General features: G+C 74.4%; 11 protein-coding genes. 6 read left to right on the forward strand and 5 right to left on the reverse strand.

Annotated features, from left to right (window positions below):
• Positions 1–109 precede the first annotated feature (109 nt).
• The 3 genes from RIU97_RS22935 to serC form a co-directional block, all read right to left on the reverse strand.
• On the reverse strand, positions 110–3,235 hold the full coding sequence (locus RIU97_RS22935) for a sacsin N-terminal ATP-binding-like domain-containing protein (RefSeq protein ID WP_404962905.1): 3,126 nt from the start codon (positions 3,233–3,235) through the stop codon (positions 110–112).
• Between the two features lie 32 nt (positions 3,236–3,267).
• A complete protein-coding gene (locus RIU97_RS22940) occupies positions 3,268–3,864 on the reverse strand; it encodes a sortase domain-bontaining protein (RefSeq protein WP_404959457.1) in 597 nt (198 codons plus the stop codon).
• Positions 3,865–4,305: 441 nt separating this feature from the next.
• Entirely contained in the window at positions 4,306–5,424 is a 1,119-nt protein-coding gene (serC, locus tag RIU97_RS22945) for a phosphoserine transaminase (RefSeq protein WP_404959458.1), read from the reverse strand.
• Positions 5,425–5,508: 84 nt separating this feature from the next.
• Between serC and RIU97_RS22950 the strand changes: the two genes are divergently transcribed.
• From RIU97_RS22950 to RIU97_RS22960, 3 genes are read left to right on the forward strand one after another with little or no spacing between them, the layout of a single operon-like run.
• The gene (locus RIU97_RS22950) at positions 5,509–8,358 is read left to right on the forward strand and encodes an FAD-binding and (Fe-S)-binding domain-containing protein (RefSeq protein ID WP_404959459.1); all 2,850 of its coding nucleotides are present in this window, start codon (positions 5,509–5,511) and stop codon (positions 8,356–8,358) included.
• Between the two features lie 47 nt (positions 8,359–8,405).
• A complete protein-coding gene (locus tag RIU97_RS22955; RefSeq protein WP_404959460.1) occupies positions 8,406–9,362 on the forward strand; it encodes an EamA family transporter in 957 nt (318 codons plus the stop codon).
• Positions 9,362–9,721, forward strand: coding sequence for a DUF1801 domain-containing protein (locus tag RIU97_RS22960; protein ID WP_404959461.1), 360 nt, complete (start codon positions 9,362–9,364; stop codon positions 9,719–9,721). Before RIU97_RS22955 ends, RIU97_RS22960 begins: the two co-directional genes overlap by 1 nt.
• A 55-nt stretch (positions 9,722–9,776) precedes the next feature.
• On the opposite strand, the gene RIU97_RS22965 is transcribed toward RIU97_RS22960, so the two are convergent.
• Positions 9,777–10,118: a DoxX family protein gene (locus RIU97_RS22965; RefSeq protein WP_404959462.1), complete on the reverse strand. Its 342-nt coding sequence runs from the start codon at positions 10,116–10,118 to the stop codon at positions 9,777–9,779.
• Positions 10,119–10,275: 157 nt separating this feature from the next.
• On the reverse strand, positions 10,276–11,898 hold the full coding sequence (locus tag RIU97_RS22970; protein WP_404959463.1) for a CocE/NonD family hydrolase: 1,623 nt from the start codon (positions 11,896–11,898) through the stop codon (positions 10,276–10,278).
• 313 nt (positions 11,899–12,211) lie between these two features.
• On the opposite strand from RIU97_RS22970, the gene RIU97_RS22975 reads away from it, so the two are divergent.
• The 3 genes from RIU97_RS22975 to RIU97_RS22985 all read left to right on the forward strand — a co-directional run bounded on the left by RIU97_RS22975 (position 12,212) and on the right by RIU97_RS22985 (position 16,478).
• Positions 12,212–13,024, forward strand: coding sequence for a TIGR03084 family metal-binding protein (locus RIU97_RS22975; RefSeq protein WP_404959464.1), 813 nt, complete (start codon positions 12,212–12,214; stop codon positions 13,022–13,024).
• A 98-nt stretch (positions 13,025–13,122) separates the two neighbouring features.
• On the forward strand, positions 13,123–14,883 hold the full coding sequence (locus RIU97_RS22980) for an acyclic terpene utilization AtuA family protein (RefSeq protein WP_404962906.1): 1,761 nt from the start codon (positions 13,123–13,125) through the stop codon (positions 14,881–14,883).
• Positions 14,880–16,478, forward strand: a complete 1,599-nt coding sequence (locus tag RIU97_RS22985) for an acyl-CoA carboxylase subunit beta (RefSeq protein WP_404959465.1) — start codon at positions 14,880–14,882, stop codon at positions 16,476–16,478. Before RIU97_RS22980 ends, RIU97_RS22985 begins: the two co-directional genes overlap by 4 nt.
• The last annotated feature ends 5 nt before the right edge of the window (positions 16,479–16,483 follow it).

A 16,483-nucleotide genomic window follows, 5' to 3' on the forward strand; every position in this document is an offset into this window, starting at 1 on the left:
TCCGGCGAAGCCTGCCGCCCCGGCCCCGGCCGCTCCGGCGAAGCCCGCCGCCCCGGCCCCACCCGCACCGGCGAAGCCCGCCGCCTCGGCGCGGTCCGGAGGAGACGTCCTAGTCGAACCAGCGGTCCCGCGCCAGTTCCGCCGTCCGCGACGGGTCCTCCAGCAGCGCCGCCACCTCGAAGCGGCGCGGCCACTGGCCCGCCGACCAGGCGAGACCGGCCGCCACGCCCTCCAGCGTGGACGCGTGGAGGGTGCCGTCGGGGGTGCGGCGCCAGTCGAGTTCCGTGCCGCCCGCGATCAGCTCCTCGTGCTCGACGTACGTCGCCGGGGTGGCCGGCCCCAGCAGCACGCGCACGGACTCCGGGACCTCGTGCTCCTCGCCCGGCGTCGTCACCTCCGCCGGGACCGTCTCCGACAGGCGGCGCACCTGGAGCAGCTCCGCGAGGTCCGCCGCGCGGGACGGCGGCACCGGCAGCAGCGGGAGCCCCTCCGTCAGCGGCAGCAGGTCCGGGGCGTCCGCGATCACGGCGTCGGCCGCGTCCACCACCCGGACCTCGCCGTCCACCACCGCGCGCAGCTCGTCCGGCAGGGTGACCTGCTCGGGGTCCAGATCGGCCAGCGCCCCGTACAGGCCGTGCAGCTGCCGGCCCGTCACCTCGCGCTCAGGGTCGGCCAGCCGGGCCAGCAGCTCGGCCGCGCCGCCGGGCTCGTCCAGCAGGGCCGGCACGGTCGTCCGTACGCCCAGCGCCCGCAGGACCTGCTCGTCCTCGAAGCCCGTGGCGTCCGCCGGGGTGTAGAGGCCCGCCAGCAGCGGGTCGCCGCCCGCCGCGCGCAGGCCCGCCGGACGGCGGCCGTCGAGCACCGGGTGGTCGCGCAGCCACCACGCGGTGTACGAGCGCACCGACTGCGTGGTGCCGTCCGGCAGCAGCACGCGTACGGGCTGGGTCAGCGCGTCGCGCAGCGGCGGCTGCGCGAGCATCGCCAGGGCCTGCGGCCAGCAGTCGTCGTCGACCAGGTCGAGGTCCCGTACGGCGACCAGCTCGGTCGCCACCGGCGGGACCGGGGTGTCCGGCAGCTGGTCCAGCAGGTCCTCGCACCACACGTCGACCGCGTCCAGCAGCCCCGCGTCGTCGGGCTCGGCAAAGTCCCCTTCCCTCGGCTCCAGTTCGTCCGGGTCGAGCACCACATCGGTGGCGCGCACCAGCTGGAACGCCGCCAGCACCCCGCAGGCGGTGAGCGGGCCCTCGCCCCAGCGCTGCGCCAGATCGGCGTCCACGTACGGGACCTCGTCCTCGCGGATGACCGCGGCGAGCGCCGAGCCCGGCATCAGCAGTTCGCCCGCCGGAACGAGTTCCCCGTCCTCGTCGGGCAGGGCCAGCGCGCCCAGCCAGGGCTCGTCGCCCGGCGCCAGATCGGCCTCCCGGACCAGCCCCAGGACCACCTCGGCCAGCTCGTCGGCGTCGAGGGTGCCCGCGTCCTCGTCCCAGATCTCCCCGGCGTCGAGGGAACCGGCGACGGCGGCCCGCACCTGCGGGGTCGTCAGCACGGCCCGAGCCGTGGCCGGCAGGGCTCCGAGCTTCTCCAGCAGCGGGTGCGCCGCATCCGGGTGAGCCACCTTCAGCCCCAGCCGGGCCAGGTCCGCCGGGGTGTCCGCGTACGGGAGGAGGACGTGGCGCGGCCCGATCGTGGTGCGGCCGTCGGCGAGCGGCACGGGCAGGCCCGACAGCCGGTCGGGGTCCACCCCGGCGAGGCTGTCGTAGAGCCGGTGCCACCACTCGGGGGTCCGCTCGATGCCCGCGATCCGCTCGATGGCATCGCCCAGCGGGAGCCGGCCCACGCCCAGGGTGCGCAGCTCGGCGCGGCGCTCCAGGCCCGCCGGCAGCAGCGTCGGCAGGACCTCGGCGAGGACGCGTACGGTGTCGGCGCCCGCGCCCTCCACCACCTCGGCCTCGAAGGGGCGCAGGGCGGTCCGCTCCTCGGCGTGCTCGGGCGGTGCGGCCGGTGCGAGGAAGGCCGTACGGGGGAGCCGCTGGAGCACGGCGGCGCGCAGGGCCCCGTCCAGCTGGCCCTTGCCGAGCGGGCCGGGGACCAGGTCGACGAGGCCGGTGCTCACCGGGTCCCAGGCGCCGAGGAGTTCGGCGTACGCGTCGGCCGCGCGCTCCACCAGGAAGTCGGTCAGCGGCCCGGGCGCGGGGTGCCGGCGGGTGGTGTCCAGCGGCAGGGTCGCGATGAGGAGGGCCGGGATGCCCAGCGGCTCGTCGGTGGGGGTCGGCGCGTGCACCACGGGCGCCGTGGCCGGGCGCAGCGGGGCGCCGTCGGGGTCGACGGGCACGGCCCAGGACACCGCCCAGGCGGGCCGCAGCCGTTCCTCCACGGGCCGGTCGGCGAGCAGGGCGCGCTCGATGGGGCCGCCGTGGCGGACGGTGCGCCAGCGGCTGGTGCGGGTGCCGGACGCGGTGGTGTCCTCAATGACGGTGTACGGGCCCTCGTCGCGGCGGTACAGCGCGCGGGAGCCGCCGGACGGGGTCTCCACCACCACTTCGCGCAGTCCGGGCAGGGTGAGCAGCAGGGCGTCGTCGATGCCCGTCAGCAGCCGCTCCACCAGGTCCTCGGCGGCGGCGTCGCGCAGCGGGAGGACCACGACGGTGTCGTAGCCGTCGGGGGCGGTGCCCTCGGCGGGCAACGGGAGCCGCAGCAGCGGGACGTGGCCGTCGCGGCGGCGCAGTTCGTCGCCGAGGCCGGGGCTGCCGACGGAGGCCTCCCGGGCCAGCTCGCGGGCCTCGGCCAGGGACCAGCGGACGCCGCCGTGCCGGCCGAGCACCGCGGGCTCGTCGGAGACGGCCAGGACGGCCGCGAAGCCGACGCCGAAGCGGCCGACGCTGTCCCCGGACGGCTCCCGCTTGGCGGAGGCGCGCAGGGTGCTCAGCGACTCCACGCCCGTCGCGTCCAGCGGGGCACCGGTGTTGGCGACGGCCAGCAGCGCGTGGCCGTTCTCGCCCTCGTGCAGGGTGAGCCGCAGCCGGCCGGGCACCTTGGCCCGGGCCGCGGCGTCGGCGGCGTTCTGCGCCAGCTCGATGACGAGCCGGTCGCGGTACCCGCCGAGCGCGAGGTCCTCCTCGGCGTTGGCGTCCTCGCGGAACCGGGCCGGGCCCGCGCCCCAGGCGTCGAGCACCCCGCGCCGCAGCCGGGCCGTGCCGAAGGGGTCCACGCCGCTCTGTGCCGCCGTCACTCGCACGCTCACGCCGCTGCCTCCACGCTGTGCCGCCTTCAAGAGTTGCCTCCGGACCCCTGAAGGTATCGCGTACGGAACTGGGCCTCGCCCGTGAGGTGCGCGAACACGACGACGTTGGCGTCCCAGTGGCGGTCGGGGGTGAGATTGCCGCCGCAGGTGATCGGGCGCAGCTCGGCCCTGCCGCGGGTGTCCCCGTACACCTTGTCGGTGGGGAACGCGTCCTTCTCGTACGTGCCGATCGCGTCGACCGCGAAGACGGCGGTGGTGCCGTCGGCCCGGTGCACGTCGACCTCGTCGTCCTTCCTCAGCTTCCCGAGGTCGAAGAAGACGGCCCGGGGGACCCGCGGGGACCGGGGCGCCTTCGGCACCGCCCTTGCGGCCGGGGCTTCACCGGTGTTCACGGAGCCCTTGGGCTTGCGGTGTTCGCCGGGCTTCAGCGGCTGCGGCCGGGGCTCGGGCGGCTGGGGCTTCACCGGCTGCGGCGTCACGTCCGGGGTGCTCTTGCCCTCGGTGGAGAACTTGACAGTGCCGAACTGCTTGCCGCCCGCGTACGCCTTGACCCCGTGGTAGCCGGTCCTGACGGTGACGCCGACCTTGTCGCCGGGGCGGCCGAAGTCGGTGGACAGGCTCACTCCGGGCGCCTGCGGGGTGGGTTGGGCGGTGGCGCTCCGGACGCCGGGCCACGGGAGGGAGTGGCCCGGCATCGCGGGGGCGGCCGGCAGCTAGCGGACCGTCCGCACCGGGTCAAACGGCGAGGGCGGTCCACCGACGATCAGCTGACGAGCGCGAACCGGTGGTGACCTGGGGCGACAGTAGGCGTCGCCCCCTTGGTCGGACCAACCTCCCCCACCCGCCCGCGATCTTCGAATGGCCTGATCTCGTCGGTGAATTGAACGGCCCGCCCAGCGGCCGGGCTCTTCCGTGCTCTGCACGGGATGCCCGCCCGCGGATGCAACTGGAATGCGGACTTTCCGTGTACTTGAGCTCGGACGCTGGCCGAAACCGTGCACGGGAGACCGGGAACGGCGAAGCCCCCGGCGACTTCACGTCACCGGGGGCCTCGGTACCGATCGTCAGAGCTTTTCGATCACGTAGTCGATGCAGGCCGTCAGCGCCTGCACGTCGGCCGGGTCGATCGCCGGGAACATCGCGACGCGCAGCTGGTTGCGGCCCAGCTTGCGGTACGGCTCGGTGTCCACGATCCCGTTGGCACGCAGCACCTTGGCGACGGCCGCCGCGTCGATGTCGTCCGAGAAGTCGATCGTGCCGATGACCGAGGAGCGCTTGTCGGCGTCCACGACGAAGGGGGTCGCGTACTTCGACGCCTCCGCCCAGCCGTACAGGTTGCGCGCGCTGGCCGCCGTACGGCCGGTGGTGAACTCCAGGCCGCCCTGGCTGTTCATCCACTTCAGCTGCTGGTCCAGCAGGAAGAGGGTGGCCAGCGCCGGGGTGTTGTACGTCTGGTTCTTCAGCGAGTTGTCGATCGCCGTCGGCAGCGAGAAGAACTCCGGGATGTGCCGGCCCGACGCGTGCACGCGGGCGGCGCGCTCCAGGGCGGCCGGGGAGAACGCGGCCAGCCAGAGGCCGCCGTCCGAGGCGAAGGACTTCTGCGGGGCGAAGTAGTAGACGTCCGTCTCGGTGATGTCCACCGGCAGGCCGCCGGCGCCCGAGGTCGCGTCCACCAGGACGAGTGAACCGGCGTCGGCGCCCGTGACGCGCTTGACCGGCGCCGCGACACCCGTCGAGGTCTCGTTGTGGGTGTACGCGTACACGTCCACGCCCGCCTCGGCCACCGGCTCCGGGTGCGTGCCCGGCTCGGAGGAGATCACGGACGGCTCGTCCAGCCACGGCGCGAGCTTCGCGGCCTTGGCGAACTTGGAGGAGAACTCGCCGAAGGTGAGGTGCTGGGACTTCCGCTCGATCAGGCCGGCGGTCGCGATGTCCCAGAAGGCGGTGGAGCCGCCGTTGCCCAGGATCACCTCGTAGCCCTCGGGGAGGGAGAAGAGGTCCCGGATGCCCTGGCGTACCGAGCCGACCAGGTTCTTGACCGGGGCCTGGCGGTGTGAGGTTCCGAGCAGGGAGGTACCGGTGGCGGCGAGGGCGTCCAGCGCCTCGGTCCGCACCTTGGAGGGGCCCGCGCCGAAGCGTCCGTCGGCGGGCTTGATGTCAGCGGGAATCTGGATCTCAGCCACGAGCGGAGCGTATCCGGTCCAGGTCCGCCCCTTGGAGGCGCGTCCACCCGATGAGACGCAGCCGGACGGTGCGAGGGTGGGGGCGTGACGTCACCCGGGGAACTCGAACGGACATTGCGGGCGGAGCTGCGCGGAGAGGTGGACTTCGGGGCCGCCGCCCGGGCACTGGCGACCATGGACGCCTCCAACTACCGGCGCGTCCCGGTCGGTGTGGTCGCCCCGCGCGACGCCGAGGACGTGGCGGCCGCCCTCCGCGTGTGCGCCGCGGCCGGCGTCCCGGTCGTCCCGCGCGGCGGCGGGACCTCCATCGCCGGCCAGGCCACCGGCACCGGAGTGGTCCTCGACCTCACCCGGCACATGAACGCCGTGGTGTCGGTGGACCCGGCCGCCCGCACCGCCGTGGTCCAGCCCGGCCTGGTGCTCGACCGGCTGCGGGACGCGGTGCGCCCGTACGGGCTCACCTTCGGGCCCGACCCCTCCACGCACTCCCGCTGCACCCTCGGCGGAATGATCGGCAACAACGCGTGCGGCGCCCACTCGGTGGCCTGGGGCACCACCGCGGACAACGTGGCAGAGCTGGCGGTGACGGCGTACGGGGGCGCCACCCACCGCATCGGGACGGGCTGGTCGGGGGCGCCGCGCGGCCTGCGGGAGCTGGTCGACGGGAACCTGGCCGTCCTGCGCACCGGGATGGGCGGCGGCTTCTCCCGGCGGATCTCCGGCTACGGCGGACTGGACGCGCTGCTGCCCGAGCGCGGGGTGCAGCTCGCGCGCGCCTTCTGCGGGAGCGAGGGCACGCTCGGGGTGGTGACCGAGGCCGTCGTGCGCCTGGTGGAGGCGCCGCGCGCGCCGGTCCTGGCCGTCCTCGGGTACGCCGACGAGAGCGCGGCGGCGGACGCGGCCGCCGGGCTGCTCCCGTACCGGCCGCTGACGGTGGAGGGGATGGCGGAGGACCTGGTGCGCGGGGCCACGGGACTGCCGCGGGGCCGGGCCTGGCTGTTCGTGGAAATGCGGGACGAGGCCGCGGCGCGGGAGCTCGTACGGGGCGCCGACGCGCTCGACGCGGTGGTCGTCACCGACCCGGCGGGGCAGCGGGCCCTGTGGCGGATCCGGGAGGACGCGGCGGGCACGGCGACGCGCCTGCCGGGGGGCGAGATGGCCTGGCCGGGGTGGGAGGACTGCGCGGTGCCGCCGGCCCGGCTCGGTGCGTACCTGCGGGAGTTCCGCGCGCTGCTGGCCGCGCACGGGCTGCGCGGGTCCCCGTACGGGCACTTCGGCGAGGGCTGCGTGCACGTGCGCATCGACTTCGACCTCGTCTCGGCGGCCGGGGTGGCCCGCTTCCGCGCCTTCTCCGGCGACCTGGCCGATCTGGTCGTCGCGCACGGCGGCTCGCTGTCGGGGGAGCACGGCGACGGACAGGCGCGGGCCGAACTGCTGCCGCGCATGTACGGGCCGGAGGTGATCGGGCTCTTCGGCGCGTACAAGGACGTGTGGGACCCGGTCGGCGGGATGAACCCGGGGATGCTGGTCCGGCCCGCGCGGCTCGACGAGAACCTCCGCTTCGCGGTGCTGCCGGCCACGCCGTTCGCGGGAGAGGTCGCGCGGTGCGTCGGGGTCGCGAAGTGCCGCACCACGGACGTCGGCGGGCCCGGGGTGATGTGCCCGTCGTACCGGGTCACGGGGGAGGAACAGCACTCCACGCGCGGCCGGGCCCGGCTGCTGCACGAGATGCTCGCGGGGGAGATCGTGCGGGACGGCTGGCGCTCGGCGGAGGTCGCCCAGGCGCTGGACCTGTGCCTGGGCTGCAAGGGCTGCCTCAGCGACTGCCCGGTGGGCGTGGACATGGCCACGTACAAAGCGCAGTTCCTGCAGCACCACTGGTCGGGTCGCATCCGCCCGCTCGCGCACTACACCCTGGGCGGCCTCCCGGCCTGGCTCCGCCTGATCGCTGCGCTGCGGATGGCGGGCGTGGTGAACGCGGCCTCCCGCGTCCTCCCGGTCCCGGGCCTGACGCGGGAGCGGGGGCTCCCGGCCCTTGCGGCCGAGCCGTTCAGCCGCTGGTGGCGGGCCCGTGCTGCGGCCCTGCGCGATGCGCTGCCGCCGGGGCACCGTCCAGCCGCCCCGAACCTGCCGGCCCCGCCGGCGCACCTTGCAGCCCCGCCGGCGTTCGAGGCGCGGGTCCGGGCAGAGCCCGGAAGCCGCCCGCAGGGCACCGAACCCACGGCCACCCCCACCGTCACCCTCTGGCCCGACACCTTCACGGAGTACCTCGCCCCGGAGGCCGGCCGCGCAGCGGTACGGGTACTGGAGGCCGCGGGCCTGAGGGTGTCCGCACCCCGCGGAACGGTCTGCTGCGCCCTGACCTACGTCTCCACCGGCCGCCTCGACCGGGCCCGCAAGGTCCTCCACCGCACGCTGACCGCCCTCGGTGACGTCCGGGCCCCCGTGGTGGTGCTGGAGCCCAGCTGCGCCGCGGCCCTCCGTACGGACCTCCCCGCCCTCCTCCCCGACGACCCCCGCGCGGCCCGCCTGGCGGCAGCCGTCCGCACCTTCGCCGAGACCCTGGAGGAGTACGCCCCGGACTGGCAGCCGCCCCGACTCGAACGTGCGGTGGCCGGGCAGACCCACTGCCACCAGTACGCGGTCCTCGGCGACGCGGCGGACCGGCGGCTGCGCGAGCGCGCCGGCCTCGTGGGCGAGCTCAGCGGCGGCTGCTGCGGCCTGGCCGGGAACTTCGGCTTCGAGCCGGGCCACCACGAGGTGTCGGTGGCCTGCGCGGAGGAACAGCTGCTCCCGTCGCTGCGCGCGGCCGGTCCGGAGGCGCTGATCCAGGCGGACGGCTTCTCGTGCCGCACCCAGATCGCCCAGCTGGGTGGGGTCCGGGCCCGCCACCTGGCGGAACTCCTGGCGGAGGGTCTGGCAGCGGATCTGTAAGGCAAGACACGGCTCGACACTCCTTACGGAGCGCGTAATCTGGATGAATGCCCGCACCTTCCTCATCCACCTCCCCGTCGCCCTCGCCGACCGCCGCGGCGGTCCCCGCCCCCGTACCGGCCCCGCTGCCCGCCGAGGGCCGTGGCCGTGGTCTCGGGCCGGTCGCGCTGGTGATCTCGGCGGGGATCTCGGTGCAGTTCGGCGCCGCCCTCGCGGTCATGATCATGCCGAGGGCGGGTGCGGCGGGCGTGGTCACCCTGCGCCTCGCGGCCGCCGCGGTCGTGCTGCTGCTCCTGTGCCGGCCCAAGGTCCGCGGCTACTCCCGCTCCGACTGGGGCACGGTCCTCGCCTTCGGCGTCGCCATGGCCGCCATGAACGGGCTCTTCTACCAGGCCATCGACCGGATCCCGCTCGGCCCGGCCGTCACCCTGGAGGTGCTCGGGCCGCTGGCCCTGTCCGTCTTCGTCTCCCGGCGCCTGGTGAACGTCCTGTGGGCCGGCCTCGCCCTCGGCGGCGTGGTCCTGCTCTCCGGACACGGCGGGGGCGGCCTCGGCTTCGGCTCCCTCGACCCGCTGGGCGCGGCCTACGCGCTCGGTGCGGGCGCGATGTGGGCGGCGTACATCGTGTTCAGTGCGCGTACGGGGCGCCGCTTCCCGCAGGCGGACGGCCTGGCCCTGGCGATGGCCGTGGCCGCGGTCCTCTCGCTGCCGATGGGCATCGTCGGCGCGGGCTCGGACCTGCTGGTCCCGAGCACCCTCGCGCTGGGCGTCGGCGTGGCCGTACTGTCCTCTGTCCTGCCCTACACACTGGAAATGCTCGCCCTGCGGCGGATGCCGGCCCCGACCTTCGCGATCCTGATGAGCCTGGAGCCGGCCATCGCCGCCACCGCGGGCTTCCTCGTCCTGAACCAGGCCATGTCCGCGCTGGACGCCCTGGCCATCGCCCTCGTGATCGCGGCCAGCATGGGCGCGGTCCGCTCCCAGATCCGGAAGCAGCCCGCCTGATGGACGTCGTCACCTACCTGGCCGGGGCCCCCGAGGCCCGCCGCCCCGCCCTCACCCGCCTGAGGGAACTGTGCCTCGCGGAACTGACGGGCTTCGAGGAGGTCATCGCGTACGGGATGCCCGCGTACGTGCGGCCGGGCGAGACCGTCGGGGAGATCGCCTGGGCGAACCAGAAGCAGTACATCTCCTTCTACCTGCTGCGCACGGACGTACGGGACGCCTTCGAGGACCGCCTGGCCGCCCACGACATGGGCAAGGCCTGCCTCCGCTTCCGCAACCCGGCCAAGGTCGACTTCGACCTCCTGCGCGACCTCCTGCGCGCCACGGCGACGGCCGCCCCCGGGCCGGTCTGCGCGTAGCGCGGTCGCGGAGGCCGGCGCGGCGCCCCGCCGCCCCGCCGCCCCGCCGACGCGCTCAGAAGCCGAGGGCGAGGGCCACGGCCGCCGGGGCGGCGTAGATCATCGGGAAGGCGACGTGGGCGTAGGAGCGGGCGCGCAGCACGGTGATGACGGCGCCGGTGAAGTAGAGGACCAGGCCGATGGCGGCGGCGATGCCGACGGCCGGGACCCAGAGCCCCACGACCAGGCCGGCGGCGCCGGCGACCTTGGCGGTGGCGAGCCAGCTCCACCAGGTCCGCGGGACGCCGTACTCGGCGAGCGGCTCGACGGTGAACTTGGCGCCGAAGAAGATCGAGGCGCCGGAGAAACCGGCCATGAAAGCGGCGACCAGGGTGATGACGGTGGCGGTGGTGGACATGATGCGGGCTCCCTCTGCTCGGCGGCTCTCTGCGTGCCTTTCACTCCACTGACCCGGGGGAACGCAGGAGTGTGACCGGTCGGGGGAATTTTTTTCTCCTCGGTTTGCACGCCCGCCCGGCCGGCCGCGGGGGACCGCCCGGGCGGGCTCACGGCTTTCAGCCGAGCGGCAGGTCCAGGTAGGAGGGCGTCGCCTCGGGTGAGGTGAAGGCCAGCGTCGCGCGCGGCAGGTTGGCGTCGCCGTAGAACGGGTCGCGGGCGTCGATCACCAGCATCAGGCGGTGGCCGCGCGGCACGTCGTACGCCGTCGCCTGGAGGTCGATGTCCGCGCTGATCAGGCTGTCGGGCGGGGAGTCGGCGTCGGTGTACGGGGCGTGCGTGACGATGTGGGCCGCGCCGTCGGGCGCGGCGTCGAGGAGGTACGCGACGAAGGTGGAGCCGGGGTTCGCCGCCCGGTACGTCACGCGCAGCCGCGGAATGCCGCGCAGCCGGACGGTCTCCGCGGCCGGGTCCGCTTCCCACACGGCGGCGACGGTGCGGTCGATGGCGTCGGTCGGGTAGACCTTCGGGCGGCCGGCGATCTCGTCGTATCCGGACTCGACGACCTTGTCGGCGACGGTCGCCGGGGTGTCCACCCCGCACACCACGGTCGCGGTCCAGCCGGCCTGCGGCTGGTCGGCCAGTTCCCCGTCGTCGGCCAGGTGCAGCCGTTGCACGCTCTCGGTGAGGGAGGGCCAGCTGGGGCGGGGTTCGAGGGTCTTGCTCCACATGACCTCGCCGAGCACCTGGCCCTCGGCGCCGATGCCGTTGTCGATGCCCTTGAGGTGGTGGTCGAACCAGCGGTGGGCGTCCGTCCAGATCCGGTTCGGCAGGCCGAGCATGCCGGTCATCTCCGGCCCGGAGTGGTCGCCGATGGAGACGGCGAGGCGCTTGGGGCCGGTCAGCTCGTTGAACATCTTCAGGGTCTGGTTGGGCGGGAAGAGCGTCTCGTGCCAGGCGTGCGAGAAGAAGACCGGCACCTGGCGGCGGTTGAGCTCCTTGATGTGGCTGAAGGGCGAGCGCGTCTCCGCCCAGCGCAGGGTGCCGGGGATGTCGCGGTTGCCCAGGACGTTGTCGAAGACGCTGTGCGTCTGCGGGCTCAGCCGCGCCTTCGCGGCCGCCTTGAGCAGGGCCCGGACGGCGGCGAGATGGCGGGTGGAGTTCTCGTAGAACGCCTCCCCGAGATCGCCCCAGCTGCTCAGCGCGACCACGGCGTCGACGCGGGTGTCGTGCGCGGCGACCAGCTGGCTGATGCCGGAGCCGTACGAGTCCCCGAGGAAGCCGATCCTGGTCACGGGGCCGGAGCTGCGCTCGATGAGGTGGTCCAGGGCCCGGCTGCCGTCGGCGACGTCGAGCGGGCCGGCCACGTCGGCCTGGCCCTCGGATCCGGCGAAGCCGCGGGCGGAGTAGGCGAGGACGTTGTAGCCGCGGGCCGCGAACAGGCTGGCCTGGACGGCGTACGGGAGCCAGCCGAGGCTGGTCCAGGGCGAGGGCATGACGATCACCGGGCGCGGCTGGGGCCCGGTGTGCCGCCAGAGCGCGGCGTCGAGGAGGTCTCCGTCGGCGCCGGTCACCTTGCCGCGGGTGAACACGGCGAGGGAGCGGACCTCGGCGACCTCCGCGGCGCGGGCGGGGGCGAGGCCGGTGACGTCGCCGCTCTCCAGGGCGGCGACGAAGGCGCTGAGGGCGTTGGCGTCGAGTTCGGGATAGAGGGAGAAGGGGGGTTGGGCGGCTGGAGTCACGTCAGTCCATCCTCTTCGTCGTGGATCGAACGTGGTGCGCGCCCGGGCCCGGAGCGGAACGTTCAGTATCGACGGGACATCCGGTGACGTATCGCGAGTTTCCGGCTTACGGCCTGAATCGCCCCCTCCGTGCCCGGCGGCCGCCGCGCCGCGGGACCTGCGGTCGGCCGGGCGGTGCGGCAACTCCCCTTCCTTTGCGGTGATTTGGTGCGGGTGGCGGGAAGGTGTCGCCTCCCGAGAAAACCATGCAAGCGTGCTTGATTGTTTTATCGGGTACTGCCAGTCTTCCCTCACGCCGAGAGGGGAGCGCACCGTGCCCGATCCGTCCGCCGTCGACGCAGCCGTCGCCGTCCTTGCCGATCTGCGCGAGGAGGGTCGTGAACTCGAAGTACTCGTAGGGGAGTTGCCGGAGGCCGACTGGGCCCGGCCCACCCCCGCGCCCGGCTGGAGCATCGCCCACCAGATCGCCCACCTGTACTGGACCGACCGCGCCTCACTGCTCTCCCTCACCGACGCCACCGGCTTCGGCCTCATGGTCGAGGAGGCCCTGAAGGCCCCCGACTCCTTCGTCGACGAGGGCGCGGAGGAGGGCGCGGCGCTGCCGCCCGCCGAACTGCTCGCCCGCTGGCGGGCCACGCGCGCCGCCCTCGGCGAGGCGCTCGCCGCAGCCTCGCCCGACACCCGGTTCCCCTGGTACGGGCCGCCGATGAAGGCCGCCTCCATGGCGAGCGCCCGGCTGATGGAGACCTGGGCGCACGGCCAGGACGTCGCCGACGCGCTCGGCGTGCGCCGCGCCCCGACCGCGCGGCTGCGGCACGTGGCGCGGATCGGCGTACGGGCCCGCGACTACGCCTACGCCGTACGCGGACTGCCCGCGCCATCCGGGGAGTTCCGGGTCGAGCTGACGGCCCCCGACGGCGCCGGTGTGTGGACGTACGGGCCGCCGGACGCCCCGCAGCGGATCACCGGCCCGGCGCTCGACTTCTGCCTCCTGGTGACCCAGCGGGCCCACCGCGCCGACCTGGCCCTCACCGCGACCGGTCCCGACGCGGACCGCTGGCTGGACATCGCCCAGGCCTTCGCGGGCCCGGCGGGCGCGGGGCGCGAGCCGGGGGCCGCCCGGTGACGCCCCGGCCCCCCGCCGGCCGGCCCCCTGCCGGCCGGCCGCTCCTCATCGGCAACGCATCCGGCTTCTACGGAGACCGCTTCGACGCCCTGCGCGAGATGCTGACCGGCGGCCCGCTCGACGTGCTGACCGGGGACTACCTCGCCGAACTGACCATGCTGATCCTCGGCCGCGACCGCCTGAAGAACCCGGACCTTGGCTACGCCAAGACCTTCCTGCGCCAGCTGGAGGAGGGGCTCGGGCTCGCGCACGAGCGGGGCGTACGGATCGTCGCGAACGCGGGCGGTCTCAACCCGGCCGGACTCGCCGACGCCGTACGGGCCCTGGCGGCGAAGGCGGGCGTCCCCGTCACGGTGGCCCACGTCGAGGGCGACGACCTCACCGGGCACGAGGACGGGGCCCTGACCGCCAACGCCTATCTCGGAGGCGGCGGCATCACCGCCTGCCTGACGGCCGGCGCGGACGTGGTGGTGACCGGCCGGGTCACCGACGCGGCCCTGGTCAGCGGCCCGGCGGCCTGGTGGTTCGACTGGGCCCCGGACGACTACGACCAGCTGGCGGGGGCGGTGGTAGCGGGCCACGTCCTGGAGTGCGGAACCCAGGCCACCGGCGGCAACTACGCCTTCTTCACCGCGCACGACGTCCGCCGCCCCGGGTTCCCGCTCGCGGAGATCTCCGCCGACGGCTCGGCGGTCATCACCAAACACCCCGGCACGGGCGGGGCCGTCACCCCCGGCACCGTCACCGCCCAACTCCTCTACGAGACCCAGGGCGTGCGCTACCTCGGCCCGGACGTGACCGCCCGCCTGGACACGGTCAGCCTCTCCGAGGACGGCCCCGACCGCGTCCGCATCTCGGGCGTGCTCGGCGAACCCCCGCCCGCCACCCTCAAGGTGGGCGTCACCCGCATCGGCGGCTGGCGCAACGAGGTCGTCTTCGTCCTGACCGGCCTGGACATCGAAGCGAAGGCGGCCCTGGTCCGCACGCAGATGTCCGAGGCCCTGGACGGCGTGGCCACCGCCGACTGGACCCTCGCCCGCACGGACCACGAGGACGCCCCGACGGAGGAGACGGCCAGTGCCCTGCTGCGGCTGGTGGTCCGCGACCCGTCCCCGGACCGGGTGGGCCGCGCGCTGACCTCGACGGCGGTCGAACTGGCCCTGGGCAGCTACCCGGGCTTCCACGTCACCACCCCACCGGGCCCGGCCCAGCCGTACGGGGTCTTCACCTCGACCCTGACCCCGGCAGACTCGGTCCCCCACGTGGCAGTCCTCCCGGACGGCACCCGCCTGCCGGTATCCGCTGCGCGGAGCCTCTCCCCCACCCCGCCCCTTCCCGAAACCGGGGCTCCGCCCCAGACCCCGTCGGGGCTCCGCCCCGAACCCCGCGCCTCAAACGCCAGCCGAAATCCAGCCCCTCCGGCGTTTGAGGAGCGGGGTCTGGGGCGGAGCCCCAGTGCGGGAAGGGGCGGGGTGCGGGACGAGCCGCCCGCAGGGCCCACCACCCGCGCCCCCCTGGGGGCGGTGGCCGGGGCCCGCAGCGGCGACAAGGGCGGGGACGCCAACGTCGGGGTGTGGGTCGAATCCGACGAAGCCTGGGTCTGGCTGCACGACACGCTCACCGCAGAGGTGCTCCGGCACCTGCTCCCCGAGACCCGCGGTCTCCCCGTCACCCGCCATGCGCTGCCGCAACTGAAGGCCCTGAACTTCACCCTCACCGGCATCCTCGGCGCCGGCGTCGCCTCCGGCCACCGCTTCGACCCCCAGGCCAAGGCCCTCGGCGAATGGCTCCGCGCCCGCCACCTCGACATCCCGACCCACCTGCTGCCCGAAACCGCCCCGGAGGGGACCGGCCCATGACCCGCCTCCGCACCACCGTCGACCCGCACGCCCCCGAGCACGCGCAGGCCCGTACCGCCGCCCTGGAACGCCTCGCCGCCCTCGACGCCGAGCACGCCAAGGCCCTGCAGGGCGGCGGCGAGAAGTACACGGCCCGCCACAAGCAGCGCGGCAAGCTCCTGGCCCGCGAGCGCGTCGAGCTGCTCCTCGACCCGGACACCCCGTTCCTGGAGTTGTCCCCGCTGGCCGCCTGGGGCAGCGACTACCCCGTCGGCGCCTCCATGGTCACCGGCATCGGCACGGTCGAGGGCGTCGAGTGCCTGGTCACCGCCAACGACCCCACCGTCCGCGGCGGCGCCAGCAACCCCTGGACGCTGAAGAAGGCGCTGCGGGCCAACGAGATCGCCCGGCAGAACCGCCTGCCCTGCATCAGTCTCGTGGAGTCCGGCGGCGCCGACCTGCCCTCCCAGAAGGAGATCTTCATCCCGGGCGGCGCGATCTTCCGCGACCTGACCCGGCTCTCGGCCGAGGGGATCCCGACCGTCGCCGTCGTCTTCGGCAACTCCACCGCCGGAGGCGCGTACATCCCCGGCATGTCCGACCACACCATCATGATCAAGGACCGTTCGAAGGTGTTCCTCGGCGGTCCGCCGCTGGTCAAGATGGCCACCGGCGAGGAGAGCGACGACGAGTCCCTCGGCGGGGCGGACATGCACGCCCGTACCTCCGGTCTCGCCGACTACTACGCCCTCGACGAGTACGACGCGATCCGCCAGGCCCGCCGCGTCGTCGCCCGGCTCAACCACCGCAAGACCCACACGGATCCGGCCCCGGCGCAGGAGCCGAAGTACGACCCCGAGGAACTCCTCGGCATCGTCCCGCCCGACCTCAAGACGCCCTTCGACCCGCGCGAGGTCATCGCCCGCATCGTCGACGCCTCCGACTTCGACGAGTTCAAGCCGCTCTACGGCACGAGCCTCGTCACCGGCTGGGCCACCCTCCACGGCTATCCGGTCGGGATCCTCGCCAACGCGCAGGGCGTGCTGTTCAGCGCCGAGTCCCAGAAGGCCGCCCAGTTCATCCAGCTCGCCAACCAGCGCGACATCCCGCTGCTCTTCCTCCACAACACCACCGGCTACATGGTCGGCAAGGAGTACGAGCAGGGCGGCATCATCAAGCACGGCTCGATGATGATCAACGCGGTCTCCAACTCGAAGGTCCCGCACCTGTCCGTGCTCATCGGCGCGAGCTACGGCGCCGGCCACTACGGCATGTGCGGCCGCGCCTACGAGCCCCGCTTCCTCTTCGCCTGGCCCAGCGCCAAGTCCGCCGTCATGGGCCCCCAGCAGCTCGCCGGAGTGCTCTCCATCGTGTCCCGGCAGTCCGCCGCCGCGAAGGGGCTGCCGTACGACGAGGAGGCCGACGCCGGGATGCGCGCCTTCGTCGAGGCGCAGATCGAGTCCGAGTCCCTGCCGATGTTCCTGTCCGGGCGGCTGTACGACGACGGGGTCATCGACCCGCGCGACACCCGTACCGTCCTCGGCCTGTGCCTGTCGGCCGTCCACAACGCCCCCGTCGAGGGCGCCCGTGGCGGCTTCGGCGTCTTCCGGATGTGAGCCCG

The sequence above is a fragment of the Streptomyces sp. 147326 genome (assembly GCF_045000215.1).
GTDB lineage: Bacteria > Actinomycetota > Actinomycetes > Streptomycetales > Streptomycetaceae > Streptomyces.

Bases quoted from the DNA above. Each gene is read 5' to 3' on its own strand.
- RIU97_RS22955 (WP_404959460.1), top strand. From the start codon at position 8,406: ATGCCCGCACCTTCCTCATCCACCTCCCCGTCGCCCTCGCCGACCGCC.
- RIU97_RS22960 (WP_404959461.1), top strand. From the start codon at position 9,362: ATGGACGTCGTCACCTACCTGGCCGGGGCCCCCGAGGCCCGCCGCCCC.
- RIU97_RS22965 (WP_404959462.1), bottom strand. From the start codon at position 10,118: ATGTCCACCACCGCCACCGTCATCACCCTGGTCGCCGCTTTCATGGCC.
- RIU97_RS22985 (WP_404959465.1), top strand. From the start codon at position 14,880: ATGACCCGCCTCCGCACCACCGTCGACCCGCACGCCCCCGAGCACGCG.
- RIU97_RS22980 (WP_404962906.1), top strand. From the start codon at position 13,123: ATGCTGACCGGCGGCCCGCTCGACGTGCTGACCGGGGACTACCTCGCC.